This window comes from Modestobacter versicolor (assembly GCF_014195485.1).
In the GTDB taxonomy this organism is placed as follows: domain Bacteria; phylum Actinomycetota; class Actinomycetes; order Mycobacteriales; family Geodermatophilaceae; genus Modestobacter; species Modestobacter versicolor.
Map to the genome: position 1 here is coordinate 2,911,566 of NZ_JACIBU010000001.1, position 14,151 is coordinate 2,925,716.

Sequence of the window (14,151 nt, forward strand, 5' to 3'; positions counted from 1 at the left end):
CGGAACGCTCAGCCCCGGTGGGCGAGGACGGCCTCCGCGAGGCCGGTGGCGGCGGCCCGCTCGGCCGTCACCAGGCCGATCCTGGTCCGCCGGTCCAGCAGGTCGGCCACCGACCTCGCCCCCTCGGCGAGCACCGCGAACCTCAGCTCCCCCACCGTCTCCGGACGACCCTCGACCACCGGCTCCCCCCCGAGCCCCGCGACCACCGGCGCCTCCGTCCCGTACCGGTGCACCAGCCGCGCGGGGGCGTCGACCCGGGCCAGCGCGCGGGCCGGGGCGGCACCCACCAGCGGCAACCGGTCGGTGGGGGAACGGCGCGCGCCCCGGCCCAGCCGCGCGACGACGGCGTCCCCGGCCTCGGCGGCCATCGCCCGGTAGGTGGTCAGCTTCCCGCCGACCAGGGTCAGCACCGGCCCGTCCCAGCGGAGCAGGTGCCGGCGGGACAGGTCGGCGGTCGCGTCGCCGGGGACGGTGCCCGCCGACTCCGGCAGCACCAGCGGCCGCAGCCCGGCGTAGGCGCCGACCAGGTCACCCGGCACCAGCGGGACGCCGAGCACCTGGTTGACCGTGGCCAGCAGCTGCTCGACCTCCGCCGGGCTGGGCACCGGGTCGTCGTCGGGCACCGGCCCGGTCACCGGCTCGTCGGTGATGCCCAGGTACACCAGCCCGCGCCCCTGCGGCAGCGCGAAGACGTAGCGCGACCGCGACCCCGGCAGCGGCACGGTGAGCGCCGCGGCCGGCGACCCCAGCAGGGCGGCCGGCACCACCAGGTGCGACCCGCGGGAGGGCACCAGCCGGACGCCGGGCGCGAGCTGCTGCGCCCACACCCCGGCCGCGTTGACCACCACCCCCGCCCGCACGGTCACCGCGGCGCCGTCGACGTGCAGCGACACCTGCTCCCCGTCGACCCCGGTCACCGTCGCCCCGGTGAGCACCCGGGCACCGAAGGCGGCGGCGGTGCGCGCGAGGGTGACCACCAGCCGGGCGTCGTCCACCAGCTGGCCGTCCCAGAAGACGACGCCGCCCCGGCCCGGCCGCACGGCCGGCACCAGCCGGGACACCGTCTCCGCCGTGACCCGCGCCGTGCCCGGCAGCGACCGGCGCCCGCCCGGCACGGAGACCCGGACGGCGTCGCCCAGCCGGCCACCGAGCTCGGCCAGCGCGGTGACGTCGCGGCCGGCGACGTCCGGTACCAGGAACGGCAGCGGGCGGACCAGGTGCGGCGCGGTGACGCCCATCAGGACGGCGCGCTCGCGGGCGCTCTCCCGGGCCAGCCCGATCTCGCCGTGGGCGAGGTAGCGCAGCCCGCCGTGCACCAGCTTCGACGACCAGCGGCTGGTGCCGGCCGCGAGGTCGGTGCGCTCGCACAGCGCCACGGTCAGCCCGCGCGCGGCGGCGTCCAGCGCGACCCCGGCGCCGGTGACGCCCCCGCCGACGACCAGCACGTCGACGCCGTGCGCGGCGAGTGCCTCGAGGTCCCGGGCCCGCCGGCCGGCGTCGAGCACCCCGGGCAGGCGGAGGTCCGTCGAGCGGCGCTCGGGCACCGGCAGACTGTAGCCGTGGCAGAGCTCCCAGAACTCACGGTCCAGGGCTGGGGCCCCTCAGCGGCCCGGGTCGCGCGGGTGACCGCCGGGGAGGGCGGCGAGGACGGCGTCCTCGAGCTGACCCCCGACCCCGACCTGCGCGCGGTGCTGCCCAAGGCCGCCCGCAGGCACCTGGCGCGCGAGCTGGGCTGGACCCCCCGCGCGACCCCGCCGGTCCCGGTCCGGGAGATCCGGCTGGCGCCCTCCCGGCTGCCGGCGCTGACCCGCGCCCGGTTCGTCGCGCTGCTGGGCGAGGACGCGGTCGCCGACGACCGGCAGACCCGGCTCGCCCACGCCGGCGGCAAGAGCTACCTGGACCTGCTCCGCCGCCGGTCCGGGGACGCCAGCGACGCACCGGACGCCGTGCTCAGCCCGGGCAGCACCGAGGACGTCGTCGCCGTGCTGCGCACCTGCAGCGAGCACGGCGTGGTCGTCGTCCCGTTCGGCGGGGGCACCAGCGTGGTCGGCGGGCTGGCCGGCACCGACGTCGACGACCGCCCGGTGGTCGCGGTCGACCTCCGGCGGATGAGCGCCGTGCACGCGATCGACGTGCCGTCCTCGCTGGTCACCGTGGGGCCGGGGCTGCGCGGCCCGGCGCTGGAGGAGGCGCTGGCCGCCGAGGGCCTGACCTTCGGCCACCTGCCGCAGAGCTGGGAGTTCGCGACCATGGGCGGCTACGCGGCCACCCGCTCGGCCGGGCAGTCCTCGACCGGCGTCGGCCGCTTCGACGACCTGGTCGCCGGGCTCACGCTCGCCACGCCGTCCGGCGTGCTGGAGCTGGGGTCGCCGCCGGCGTCCGCGGCCGGTCCGGACCTGCTGGGCCTGGCGCTGGGCTCGGAGGGGACCCTCGGGGTGATCACCGAGCTGCGGCTCCGGGTACGGCCCGCCCCGCGCACGACGCGCTACGAGGGCTGGTCGTTCCGCAGCTGGGCCGGCGGGCTCGCCACCCTGCAGCGGCTGGCCCGGCACGACCTGCTGCCCGACGTCGTCCGGCTGTCCGACCCCGACGAGACCCGGGCCAACCTGCGCAACGCCGCCGGGGTGGGGGCCCGGGCGCTGCGCGGCTCGCTGCGGGCCCGCCGGCACGGTGACGGCTGCCTGCTGGTGGTCGGCTGGGAGGGCCTGCCCACGATCGTGCGCGCCCGCCGGTCGGCGGCCTACTCGGTGCTCCGCGACGGCGGTGCCGTGCGGCTGGGGCGGCGGGTCGGCGAGTCCTGGGTGCACCACCGGTTCGCCGCGCCCTACCTGCGCGACCGGCTGCTGGACACCGGCCTGCTGGTGGAGACGCTGGAGACCGCGGCCACCTGGACGGCGCTGCCCGCGGTGTACGACGCCGTCCGCAAGGCGCTGCGCGGGGCGCTCACCGCCCCCGGACGCCGGCCGCTGGTGATGACCCACGTCTCGCACGGCTACCCGACCGGCGCCTCGCTGTACGTCACGGTGCTGGCCGACCGGGACGACGACCTGCCCATCCAGCAGTGGCTGACCGCGAAGCGGGCGGCGACCGACGCGCTGCTGGCCGCGGGGGGCACGCTCACCCACCACCACGCCGTCGGCGTCGACCACCGGCCGTGGCTCGCCCAGGAGGTCGGGCCCCTCGGCGTGGACGTGCTGCGCACCGTCAAGCAGCGCCTGGACCCGCAGGGCATCTGCAACCCCGGGGTGCTGCTGCCCGACTGACCGGCGTTTCGGCAGCTCAGCTCGGGTACGGAAGTACCCATGTCCACCGGCACCGATCCTGCAGCCGGGGGCGCGATCGTCCGGGCGGAGGACGCCGACGGGCCGGTGCTCCGGTTCCACGGGTCCATCGACCGCGAGGCGGTCCGCCGCTTCCGGCGGCTCGTCCCACCGGCCTCCTGGCCGCCGCGGGCCGACCTGGGCGCGGTCACCACCCTGGACGCCGCCGGGCTCGAGCTGCTGGTGCACCTGGCCCGCAAGCCGCGCCGCCAGGGCGGTGAGCTCGCGCTGGTGGCCCTGCCCGAGCACCTGCGGCCGGTGCTGGTCCGCGCCGGGCTGTCCCAGCTGCTGCCCCGACCGGACGGCACGCCCACCACCGCCTGAGCCGGCGCCCCCGGGTCAGGCCCGCGGCGGCCGGCGCACGGCCGGCAACCGGGGGGCGAGCAGCCGCACCAGCCAGCCGCCGACCAGCGCCGCCACCACCAGGACGACGACGAACACCACCCCGTTGATCCGGTCCACCCCGACCACGCCCAGCAGCAGCACCAGCAGCGCCGCGACCAGCAGCGACAGCCCGGCGGCCAGCATCACGAGCAGCCAGCGCGGCGGACCGGCCGGGGTGTCGGGGCTCGGGGTGGGGTCAGGACGGCTCACGGCCGTAGTGGACCACGGGCGGCCGCAGCGGCCTGCCCCGCACCGGCCAGCCGGGCCGGCGTGGTGCTGCGGATCCAGTCGACGGTCCCGGCCAGCCCGTCGGCCAGCCCGATCGCCGGCGCCCAGCCCAGCAGCTGCCGGGCCAGGCCGGCGTCCAGCGCCGAGCGGTGCAGCTCACCGGCCCGCGCGGGCGCGGTGCGGGGCTGGTCCGGTGCGCCGCAGAGGCCGGCCAGCACCGTGTGCAGCTCGCGCACCGTCGTCTCCACGCCGGTGCCGATGTTGATCCGGCGGTCGTCGCCGACCGGGCCGCAGGCCACGCGGAAGGCCGCCGCCACGTCGGCGGCGTGCACGAAGTCGCGGGTCTGGCTGCCGTCGCCGTAGATCGTGGTCGGCTCCCCGGCGAGCAGCCGGTCGGCGAACAGCGAGATCACGCCGGCCTCCCCGGCCGGGTCCTGCCGCGGGCCGTAGACGTTGGCCAGCGCGAGCGCCGTCCAGCGCAGCCCGTGCAGCCGCCGGAAGGTGGCGAACCAGAGCTCGGCCGCCGCCTTGCTCGCCGCGTAGGGCGACTCCGGCGCGAGCGGGGCCGTCTCCGGCACCGGCGGCGGGGTCGCCGACCCGTAGACCGACCCGCCGGAGGAGGCGAACACGACCTTGCCGACCCCGGCGTCGACCGCCGCCTGCAGCACCGCCACGGTGCCCACCACGTTGCGCTGCGCGTCGGTGACCGGGTCGGCGACCGAGGCGCGGACGTCGATCGCGGCGGCCAGGTGGCAGACCACGGTCGCGCCGAACGCGCGCAGCTGCCGGGACAGGCCCGGGTCGGCGACGTCGGCCTCCAGCAGCTCCACCTCGTCGCGCACCCCGGCGAGGTTGGCCGCCCGCCCGGTGGACAGGTCGTCGACCACGAGCACCGGGTGGCCGGCGGCCACCAGGGCGGTGGTGACGTGCGAGCCGATGAAGCCCGCGCCGCCGGTGACCGCGACCGGCGGGCGCCCGCTCACGCCGCCACCTCGCCGACGAGCACGTGGTGCGGGTGGGCCCGGCCGCGGTCCAGCCGCCGGGCGCGCACACCGGTCAGGCCGGCGGCTCGCATCCAACGGGCCCGCTCGTCCGGCTCGACGAAGGCGAACTCCGCCGACCCGGCGGTGATCCGCAGCACCCGCACCGACACCGTCTCCTGCAGGCGGTTGACCCGCGCCTTCCACCGCGGTCGGGTGGACATGTCCTTGACCACGAGCACACCTCCGGGGGCCAGCAGCGCCGCGCACGACTCGAGCAGGGCCCGTTGGCCCGGTTCGTCCAGCAGGTACAGCACGTCGACCAGGACGACGGCGTCCCACGGCCCGGCCGGCAGCACGCCGGACTCGGCGACCGCGAACCCCAGCCGCGGCGAGGACCCGGCCGCGGCCGCCGCGACCGCCACCTTCTCCGCGTCGATGTCCACGCCGTGCACCGTCACGCCGGGCAGGCACTGGGCGGCGTAGGCGCTGAACAGCCCGTGCCCGCAGCCGACCTCCAGCACCCGGCCGGTCCGCGGCAGCACGTCGACGACCGGCGGGAAGGGGCAGCTCAGCCAGCGGACCAGCACGTGCAGCCGGTCGGCGGGCGGCGCGCCGCGGTAGCTCGCGAGCGCGGCGCGCGCGGCGCGGTCGGGCCAGCGGCTCACCGGGCACCCGCCAGGTCGGCGAAGGAGCCCAGCCGGTAGCCCAGCGCGGCGATCAGCTCGCGGGTGGCCGGCGCGGTCAGCATGGCCAGCTCGTCGCCCCACCGGAAGCCCCAGCCGAACCGCTCCAGCGCCGTCTCGCCGGGCTCGCCCGGGTGCGTGTTGACCTCGGCCGACGCGGCGCCGCTCGCCGCCAGCCGGCGCAGGGTCGCACCGAACCGGGCCTGGTCCAGCGCGCCGGACTCGTCGAGCCCGGCGTAGTCGGCGGTGGTGCCGAGCCCGGCCCGGCGCAACCGGGCCCCCAGCCGGCGGGAGAGCAGCCGCACGCCGACGCCCACCGGCCCCCGGCTGCGGCTGGTGGGCAGCCGCACGGCGGGCACCCCGGCCGCGGTGGCCAGCTCGACGACGACCTCGGCCACCGCCGGCCAGAGGTGCGTGTGCTGGTGGGTGTCCAGGTGGGTGACCGGGACACCGATCCCGCGCACCGCCTCCAGCTGGGCGGTGAACTCGCGGCGGACGTCGTCGGGGTCGATCCGGCCGGCCGCGCCGCGGGCCACGACCGTGCGGTAGCTGAGCGGGAAGTGCCCGGACCGGTCGACCAGCGTGGGCACCTCGGCGGCCGACAGCAGCGGCCGGTCCTCCCCCACGATCGCCAGGTGGGCACCGACGGCGAGCCCGGGGGCGTCGCGGAGCCGGGCCGCGGCGTCGTCGAAGGCGGCGCCCACGGCGAGCACCGACGTCGACGTCACGACCCCCTCGGTGTGCCCGCGCAGCACCGCGCGGCAGACGCCGGGGGTCAACCCCATGTCGTCGGCGTTGACCACCAGCAGCCGGCTCATCGCTCGGCCGGCCCCAGCGCGGCCAGGTCGGACCGCAGCTCCCGCATCTCGGTGAGCATCCGGCGGATGACCGCCGGGGAGGAGAGGGTGGAGATGCCGCGGGTGCGCGGGAAGTAGTCGACCCCGATCTGCACGATGTGGAACCCCATCCGCTGCGCCCGGATCACCAGCTCGGCGTCGATGAACGAGCCCTCGCTGACCGGCCGGGCCGCCTCCAGCACCTTCCGGCGGACCAGCTTGAAGGCGAAGTTGATGTCCCGCACCCGGGTGCCGAAGAGCACCTGCACCAGCGAGTTGTAGACGAAGGAGTACACCGCGCGGCGCGGCCCCTCGCCCGTCCGGTCCAGCCGGTAGGCGCTGACCATGTCCGCCTCGTAGTGGCGCAGCACGCGCAGCGCCCGGCCCAGCTCGAGCATCTCGAAGGGCAGGTCGGCGTCGGTGTAGAGCACGACGTCGCCGCGCACGGAGTCGAAGCCGGTCTTGATGCTGCCGCCCAGGCCCCGGTTGACCGGGTGGTGCACCACCCGCACGTGCGGGTCGGCGGCGGCGATGGCGTCGGCGATCTCCGGCGTCCGGTCGGTGGAGCAGTCGTCGACGATGACCAGCTCGTAGTCGGCGATCTCGCCGAGCCCGACGAGCCGCTGGCACTCGTCCTCCGCGGCCCGGATGGCGCGCTCGACGTAGTCCTCCTCGTTCCACATCGGGAAGAAGATCGACAGCAGCTCCACCTGCGGCGACACGTTCACGAGACCTCCACTCCACGGGCGAAGGCGATGGTCGCCACGCACAGACCGATCGATAGCACCACGAGGACGACCGGCAGCAGCCAGCGGGGGCGGCGGCCCTCGACCAGCACCACGGCGGCCGCCGCGACCACCGGGAAGGCCGACAGCACGTACCGGCCGGCGCCCATGAAGTCCTTGGTCCCGATGATGGGGATGGCCAGGGTGACCACGGCGAACGCCGCGTAGCCCCAGCCGAAGCGGCGCCACACCGTGCGCAGCAGCAGCACGGCGACCAGGCAGGCCAGGGCCTGGGGCACCAGCAGCGCGATGTTGGCCCACAGTCCCTTCACCAGCGTGCCCAGGAAGACCACCTTGAACCAGGTGTAAGGGCCGCTCCCCTGGTTCCAGCCCGGGGCCTCCTGGACGGCGACGAACGCCAGCGGGTCGCCGAAGCGCACCCCGAGGTAGACCATCCAGCCGGCCAGGCCCGCGCCGGACACCAGCAGCGCCGCCTGCCGCCAGCGCACGAAGGGCACCGCGGCCACCATGTCCCGCCACGGCACCGGTCCGCTCGGCCGGGTCTCGGCGGGCGGCCCGGACGCCGACCCGCCGGTGGCCAGCACCAGCGGCCGCTCGGCGCGGGCGGCGCGCTCCTCGGCGATCATCTCGACGGCACGGACGACGAGCCCGACCAGCACCGCGATCCCCACCGGCCGGCCACCGGTGGCCAGGATCCCCACCAGGCCGGCGAGCACGTAGTGCCGGCGCTCCAGCAGGGCGAACGAGCCGAGCGCGCTCAGCATGAACAGGGCGTCGCTGTAGCCGGTGCCGTAGAGGAAGAAGCTGTAGGGGTAGACCAGCAGCAGGACGACGGCGACCACGGCCGTGCGGGCCGGCAGCCGGGTGCGCACCCAGGCCGCGAACAGCGCCACCATCGCCGCGGCGGAGGCCAGCGTGACCAGCCCGGCGGCGGTGGACCAGTCCTCGCCCAGTAGCTGGCCGACCCCGTAGACCACGAGCGGGTACGCCGGGAAGAAGGCGATCGGCGACTGCGAGCCCGGGTCGTACCAGTAGCCGTCCGCAGCGATGCCGTAGTACCAGCCGGAGTCGCCGTGGAACCAGGCGTCCAGCCACCCCGGCCCGTCCAGAAACGGGAAGTCCGGCTCGGGCGAGTACGAGTGGAACGCCACCCAGGCGATCACCGAGGTCAGCAGGACCATCACGGCGAAGGCACCCACCGCGACGAGGGGCAGCCGACGCTGCACCGCGTCCCACCGCCCGGTGGTAGTCGACGTCACAGTGGCGCACCCTAGGGCGTCGAGGTGACCAGGAGGCCGGGGCCGGTCCCGTTCCGGTACACCTGGGGTTGGTGGTGCTCACGGCACCGGAGTGGTCGGCCGCGACTCCGAGCCGGCCCGCCGACCCCCCTGCCCGGGCCCTCCGTGGGGCACCATCGCCCGACGGACCGGCTGTCGGAGGAGGACCACGTGGTGCTCGCAGTGCTCGCCGTGGCAGGGGCTGCGCTCTGCTACGGCACCGCCGCGGTGCTGCAGGCCGCCGCGGTGGCCCGGGCCGCGCGCACCGGCCTCACCGGGCTGCTCGGCGGCCTGGCCCGCGACCCGCGCTACGTCGGCGGGCTCGCCCTGGTCGGCGGCGGGTTCCTGCTCTCCCTGGTCGCCGTCCGGGCGCTGCCGCTCTTCGTCGTCCAGGCCGGCCGCGCCTCGAGCCTCGGGGTCACGGCGGTGCTCGCCGCCGTCCTGCTCGGCACCCGGCTGCGCCGCCACGAGGTCGGCGCGCTCGGCGGGGTCGCCGTCGGGCTGGTCGCGGTGGCGCTCGCCGCCGCACCCCAGGGCCCGGCCGAGGTCCCCGACGGGGTGCGGTGGGCGGTGCTGGGCGCCGCCGTGCTGCTGGCCGCGGTCACCCTCGCCCTCGCCCGGTCCGGGACGGCGCCGACCGGCGCCGCCCTGGCCGTCCTCGCCGGCTGCGGGTTCGGGCTGCTGTCGCTGGGCGCGCGCGTGCTGCGCCCGATCACCGTGCCCGGCGTGCTGTCCGACCCCAGCGCCTACGCGATCGGCCTCGCCGGGGTGGTCGGCCTGGTGGCCGGGGCCCTGGCGCTGCAGCACGGGAGCGTGGTGACCGTCTCGACCACGATGGTCGCCACCGAGGCGGTGCTCGGCTCGCTGCTCGGCGTGGCCGTCGGCGACCGGCCGGCCGACGGCCTCGGCGGGCTGGCCGTCGCCGGGTTCGTGGTGACCGTGGGGAGCGCGCTGCTGCTCGCCCGCTTCGCCACACCCGAGGCCGTGGCCGCCGCGGAGGAGCCGGAGCCCGCGCTGCACGGCTGACCCCGGGCTGGCCGGTCCGGCCCGGATCCAGCAGGCTCGGTCCATGATCACCCCGACCGCCTGTGGCGTGACGAGCGAGGTCGGCCGGCTGCGGACGGTGCTGCTGCACCGCCCCGGCGCCGAGCTGCGCCGCCTCACCCCGCGCAACAACGACGAGCTGCTCTTCGACGGCGTGCCGTGGGTGGCCCGCGCGCAGGAGGAGCACGACGCGTTCGCCGCGGCGCTGACCGAGCGCGGCGTCGAGGTGCTGCACCTGGACCGGCTGCTCGCCGAGGTGATGGCCGTGCCGGCCGCGCGGGCCGAGGTGATCGCCGAGGCCGTCGACGACCCGCGGCTGGGCGCCACGCTCCGGCACGCCACGAGCGCGCACCTCGAGGGGCTCGCACCCGACGACCTCGCCGCGGCCCTGATCGCCGGGGTGGCCCACGACGAGCTGCGCGGCGGCCGCGGGCTGGCCTACGAGCTGATGGCCCGCGGGGAGTTCGTCGTCCCGCCACTGCCCAACCTGATGTTCACCCGGGACTCCTCGGTGTGGGTCGGTGGGCAGGTCGCCGTCACGTCGCTGGCCATGCCCGCCCGCGACCGGGAGAGCGCGCTGACCGCTGCCCTGTACGCCCACCACCCGCGATTCGCCGGGGTGGAGCAGCTGTACGGCGCGCACCTGGAGCACCTCGAGGGCGGCGACGTGCTGCTGCTCGCACCGGGTGTGCTGGCCGTCGGGGTCGGCGAGCGGACGACGGCCGGCGGTGCCGAGCGGCTGGCCCGGCGGGTCTTCGCCCGCGGCCTGGCGCACACGGTGCTCGTCGTCCCGATCGCCCAGGAGCGGGCCACCATGCACCTGGACACGATCTGCACGATGGTCGACGTCGACGCCCTGGTCATGTACCCCGCGGTCGCCGACCACCTGCAGGCCTGGACGGTGACCGCCGGCCCGGAGCTGCCCGACGCCGCCGACACCACCGAGCTGTCGGTGCAGGGGCCGCAGCCCTTCCTGATCGCGGCCGCCGCGGCGATGGGCATCGACCGGCTGCGGGTGATCGACACCGGGCTGGACCCGGTGACCGCGGAGCGGGAGCAGTGGGACGACGGCAACAACACCCTGGCCCTGGCCCCCCGGCTGGCCGTCGCCTACGAGCGGAACACCGTGACCAACGCCGCGCTGGAGGCCGCGGGGATCGAGGTCGTCGCGATCGCCGGCTCGGAGCTGGGCAGCGGGCGCGGCGGCCCGCGGTGCATGTCGTGCCCGGTGCTGCGGGACCCGCTGCCGACCGCGTGACGAAACGGTCCGGCCCTCGTTCTACCCGTCGGTAGGAGTGCACTCGCGCACCGTCGACGCCACTGGGGGCGCCATGTCCGGACCCACGAGAACATGTCTCACCCTGCTCGCCACGCTGGGGGTGCTGCTCGTCTGGTCCGGCCCGGCGGGCGCCGACCCGATCAGCGACGCGATCGGCGGGGTGACCGGCGGGGTGACCGACGCGCTCCCGCTGGAGCTGCCGCTCCCCCAGGACACCGCCGCACCGGCACCGGCCCCAGTGCAGACCCCCGCCGACCTGGTGCCGCCGCTCGTCGAGGGCCTCGCGGTCGTCCCGGTGCCGCAGCCGGGCTCCTCGCCGCAGCCGGCAGCGGAGCCCGAGCAGCCCGCGGACGGGCCGGCGGCCGCCGCTCCTCCGGCACTGGACCCGGTCACGCTCGGGGAGGCGTGCGGGGACGCTCTGGAGAAGGCCGGGCTGCCGGGCGGGGACGAGTGCCTGGCCATCGCGGAGTGCTTCACCCTGCTCCCGCAGCCCGAGGTGCCGGGGCTCCCGGACCTGACCGAGCTGGCATCGCTCGACCCCGGCCTGGTCACCGGCCTGCTCGACCCCACGGCGCTGCAGGGACTGCTCGACCCGGCGGTGCTGCCGGCCTTCCTGGCCTGCCTGGGGAACGCCATCGGCCTCCCGGCGCCGGGCGTCGGCCCGACGCCGGTCCCGACGCCGGGGACCCAGCCGGCGCTCCAGCCGGTCGGCTACCAGAACTGCGACGCCGCCCGCGCCGCCGGTGCGGCACCGGTGTACGCCGGCCAGCCGGGGTACCGGCCGGAGCTCGACGCGGACGGCGACGGCATCGGCTGCGAGGACGCCGCCGCGGTGGCGCTGGTGGACACGGCGACGTCGCCCACCGGCACCGGCGCCGGGCAGCTGGCCTACACCGGCGTCGAGCTGACCCCGCTGCTCGCCGGCGGGGCCGCGCTGCTCGCCGCCGGGAGCGGTCTGCTGCGGGCCGGACGCCGGCGCAGCTGAGTCAGGCGGCCGCGCGCTCCTCGGGCGCCTCGGCGCGCAGCACGGGCGGGACGGCGGTGGACCACTGCCGTCCCGCCGCGGCCGGACCGGCACCGGCCCGGTCCCGGACCGCCGTCCACCAGGCGCCCGGCGACTGCAGGCGCCCCCGGACAGGCCCGGTGCGGGGTGCCCGGTTGCGCAGCGCCAGCGCGCTGACCAGCAGCGCACCGCCGAGCAGCAGCAGGTGGCCCACGGCGCGGTCGGCGTGCACGTGCCCGGCGCCCAGGTCGCGCAGGGTGACCCAGCTGAGCACCGCGGTGAAGGAGAGCAGGAACGGCAGCGCGCCGGCCGCCAGCCGCGGCAGCACCGCCACCCCGAGGAAGCACGCGGCCAGCCCGAGGTTCCAGGCGCCGGTCTCGTGCGCGAGGTGCACCGGCGCGGGCATGCTGCCGCCGGCGAAGGCCGGCAGGCTCACCGCGAGCTGCCCGGCACCGACGGCCAGCAGCGCGACGCGCAGAACGGCGTCGACCCAGTGCCGGCGGCCGCGCACCTGGACCGCCGGCAGCCGGCCGAGCACGGCGGCCGTGACGTCGGGCACCTGCTGCGCCACCACCAGGCGGGCCCGCCGGGTCACCTCGGCCGCGGCCTCCGCCCAGCCGCGGCAGGCGAGGCACCCGTCGAGGTGCTCGTCGACCCAGCGCTGCGGCACCCCGGGCGACTCGCCGTCCAGGGTCGCCGAGACGGCCTCACGACATGTTGCACAGCCCACGCTGGCATAGTCGCCGCCGACAGACGCCGAGTTCCCGGAGGTTGGACGTGGGACAGCTGGAACGTCTCGCGGCCCGGGCAGCCGAGGGCGACCCCGCAGCGCAGGCCGCGCTGATCCGGGAGACGCAGACCGACGTCTGGCGGTTGTGCGCGCACCTGGCCGACCGGCAGGTCGCCGAGGACCTCACCCAGGAGACCTACCTGCGGGCGCTGCCGGCGCTGGCGGGGTTCGAGGGCCGGTCCTCGCTGCGCACCTGGCTGCTCTCCATCGCCCGCCGGGTCTGCGCCGACCACCTGCGCAGCCGCAAGCGCCGCGGCCTGGTGCTGGTGGGCGACGACAGCGAGCTGGGCGACCTGGTCCGCGACGTCCCGGCCGACGAGGTGGGGGGCACCGTCGCCGCGCAGGACGTGCTCGACCGGCTCGAGCCCGAGCGTCGGGAGGCGTTCGTGCTGACCCAGCTCATCGGGCTGCCGTACGCCGAGGCCGCGGAGGTGGTGGGCTGCCCGATCGGCACGATCCGCTCGCGCGTCGCCCGGGCCCGCGCCGACCTCGTCGAGGCGCTGGTGGCCGCCGACCACCCGAGGACCCGCCGCCCGTCGTCCCACCCCTGACCCCTGCTCCCAGCCCAGCCATCTCCGGGGTGGGTCAGCGGTTCTGGGCCGCCAGGCGGCGCAGCCGCTCGTTGTAGGCGGTCAGCTCCGGGTCCTCGCCGCTCTCGCCGCGGGCCACGGCCCGGTCGTGCGCGCGGTCGGCCGCCCGGTTGGCGCGCTCCTCGGAGCGGGTCCAGGAGAAGAACACCACCGCCAGCACCAGCACGGTCGGGAACTCCCCGAACGACCACGCGATGCCGCCGGCCGCGCCCTGGTCGTAGAGCGGGTCGATGCCCCAGGACTCCGGCGGGTTCGCGTAGCTGGTCAGCAGCACGGTGTTGCTCATCATCACGATCACGCCGAAGAAGGCGTGGAACGGCGCCGGCAGCAGCAGCTCGAGCATCCGGCCACCGTGCGTGGACTTCCGCGGCCAGGGGTCGACGGCGAGGATCGGGCCGAAGAACAGCAGCCCGGTGACCAGGAAGTGCAGCAGCATGAAGGTGTGCCCGGGCGTCGTCGACATCAGGTCGTCGAAGAGCGGGGTGAAGTAGACGCCGTACAGGCTGGCGATGAACAGCGGCACGGTGAACAGCGGCGAGGCCACCGCCTGGGCGAGCCGGCTGTGCAGCGCGCCGAGCAGCACCCGGCGCGGCATCCCGGCCGGGCCGGGGTCGGCGGGCAGCCCGCGCAGCGCCAGCGTGACCGGCGCACCCATGAGCAGCAGCAGCGGCGTGATCATGGTCAGCACCATGTGCTGGATCATGTGCAGGCTGAACAGGGCCATGCCGTAGGTCTGCAGACCGCTGGCGGTCACGTAGAACAGGCTCGCGCAGCCGGCCAGCCAGGCGATGGTGCGCCCGGTCGACCACCGCACACCGCGCTGGTGGAGCCGCCACAGGCCCAGCCCGTAGCCGACCGCCAGGACGACGCCGAGCCAGGCCACCGGCGAGGCGGCACCCAGGTCGAGCGCCAGCACCCGCCCGAGGGTCGGCGGCAGCTCCGGGAGGTGGTGCATGGAGCCCATGCCGCCGTGCTCGTGGTCCACCCG

At 76.8% G+C, this 14,151-nt stretch carries 15 protein-coding genes; 6 read left to right on the plus strand and 9 right to left on the minus strand.

The genetic code is table 11. The features are described 5' to 3' along the window. Positions 1–8: 8 nt before the first annotated feature. Positions 9–1,544, minus strand: coding sequence for a glycerol-3-phosphate dehydrogenase/oxidase (locus tag FHX36_RS14200; RefSeq protein WP_343056618.1), 1,536 nt, complete (start codon positions 1,542–1,544; stop codon positions 9–11). A gap of 15 nt (positions 1,545–1,559) precedes the next feature. Here FHX36_RS14200 and FHX36_RS14205 point away from each other — a divergent pair, with 15 nt between their 5' ends. After that, positions 1,560–3,263 (plus strand): FAD-linked oxidase C-terminal domain-containing protein, encoded by a 1,704-nt coding sequence (locus tag FHX36_RS14205; RefSeq protein ID WP_183513832.1) that lies wholly within the window; start codon positions 1,560–1,562, stop codon positions 3,261–3,263. A gap of 39 nt (positions 3,264–3,302) precedes the next feature. Further along, the gene (locus FHX36_RS14210) at positions 3,303–3,644 is read left to right on the plus strand and encodes an STAS domain-containing protein (protein WP_110554445.1); all 342 of its coding nucleotides are present in this window, start codon (positions 3,303–3,305) and stop codon (positions 3,642–3,644) included. A 15-nt stretch (positions 3,645–3,659) separates the two neighbouring features. Here the strand turns inward: FHX36_RS14210 and FHX36_RS14215 are convergent, their stop codons facing one another. Genes FHX36_RS14215 through FHX36_RS14240 form a run of 6 tightly spaced genes read right to left on the minus strand, consistent with a single transcriptional unit; the run spans position 3,660 to position 8,439 of the window. Further along, entirely contained in the window at positions 3,660–3,914 is a 255-nt protein-coding gene (locus FHX36_RS14215; RefSeq protein WP_110554446.1) for a hypothetical protein, read from the minus strand. Then, positions 3,911–4,915 (minus strand): NAD-dependent epimerase/dehydratase family protein, encoded by a 1,005-nt coding sequence (locus FHX36_RS14220; protein ID WP_183513833.1) that lies wholly within the window; start codon positions 4,913–4,915, stop codon positions 3,911–3,913. The genes FHX36_RS14215 and FHX36_RS14220 overlap by 4 nt, the downstream gene beginning before the upstream one ends. Next, the gene (locus FHX36_RS14225) at positions 4,912–5,580 is read right to left on the minus strand and encodes a methyltransferase domain-containing protein (protein ID WP_183513834.1); all 669 of its coding nucleotides are present in this window, start codon (positions 5,578–5,580) and stop codon (positions 4,912–4,914) included. Before FHX36_RS14225 ends, FHX36_RS14220 begins: the two co-directional genes overlap by 4 nt. Further along, a complete protein-coding gene (locus tag FHX36_RS14230; RefSeq protein WP_183513836.1) occupies positions 5,577–6,416 on the minus strand; it encodes a ChbG/HpnK family deacetylase in 840 nt (279 codons plus the stop codon). The genes FHX36_RS14225 and FHX36_RS14230 overlap by 4 nt, the downstream gene beginning before the upstream one ends. Further along, positions 6,413–7,162, minus strand: coding sequence for a glycosyltransferase family 2 protein (locus tag FHX36_RS14235; RefSeq protein WP_220036103.1), 750 nt, complete (start codon positions 7,160–7,162; stop codon positions 6,413–6,415). The genes FHX36_RS14230 and FHX36_RS14235 overlap by 4 nt, the downstream gene beginning before the upstream one ends. Further along, entirely contained in the window at positions 7,159–8,439 is a 1,281-nt protein-coding gene (locus FHX36_RS14240) for a hypothetical protein (RefSeq protein WP_146251730.1), read from the minus strand. The genes FHX36_RS14235 and FHX36_RS14240 overlap by 4 nt, the downstream gene beginning before the upstream one ends. Positions 8,440–8,628: 189 nt before the next feature. Between FHX36_RS14240 and FHX36_RS14245 the strand changes: the two genes are divergently transcribed. The 3 genes from FHX36_RS14245 (at position 8,629) to FHX36_RS14255 (ending at position 11,765) form a co-directional block, all read left to right on the plus strand. Beyond that, the gene (locus FHX36_RS14245; RefSeq protein WP_183513837.1) at positions 8,629–9,483 is read left to right on the plus strand and encodes a hypothetical protein; all 855 of its coding nucleotides are present in this window, start codon (positions 8,629–8,631) and stop codon (positions 9,481–9,483) included. Positions 9,484–9,526: 43 nt separating this feature from the next. Continuing rightward, positions 9,527–10,759, plus strand: a complete 1,233-nt coding sequence (locus FHX36_RS14250; RefSeq protein WP_110554306.1) for an arginine deiminase — start codon at positions 9,527–9,529, stop codon at positions 10,757–10,759. Positions 10,760–10,832: 73 nt separating this feature from the next. Further along, on the plus strand, positions 10,833–11,765 hold the full coding sequence (locus FHX36_RS14255) for an excalibur calcium-binding domain-containing protein (protein WP_183513838.1): 933 nt from the start codon (positions 10,833–10,835) through the stop codon (positions 11,763–11,765). A gap of 1 nt (position 11,766) precedes the next feature. Here the strand turns inward: FHX36_RS14255 and FHX36_RS14260 are convergent, their stop codons facing one another. After that, positions 11,767–12,513: a zf-HC2 domain-containing protein gene (locus FHX36_RS14260; protein WP_183513840.1), complete on the minus strand. Its 747-nt coding sequence runs from the start codon at positions 12,511–12,513 to the stop codon at positions 11,767–11,769. A 47-nt stretch (positions 12,514–12,560) separates the two neighbouring features. On the opposite strand from FHX36_RS14260, the gene FHX36_RS14265 reads away from it, so the two are divergent. Beyond that, positions 12,561–13,124, plus strand: coding sequence for a sigma-70 family RNA polymerase sigma factor (locus tag FHX36_RS14265; RefSeq protein ID WP_110552075.1), 564 nt, complete (start codon positions 12,561–12,563; stop codon positions 13,122–13,124). Positions 13,125–13,158: 34 nt separating this feature from the next. Here the strand turns inward: FHX36_RS14265 and FHX36_RS14270 are convergent, their stop codons facing one another. Next, a complete protein-coding gene (locus tag FHX36_RS14270; protein ID WP_110552076.1) occupies positions 13,159–14,148 on the minus strand; it encodes a cytochrome c oxidase assembly protein in 990 nt (329 codons plus the stop codon). Positions 14,149–14,151: the final 3 nt, after the last annotated feature.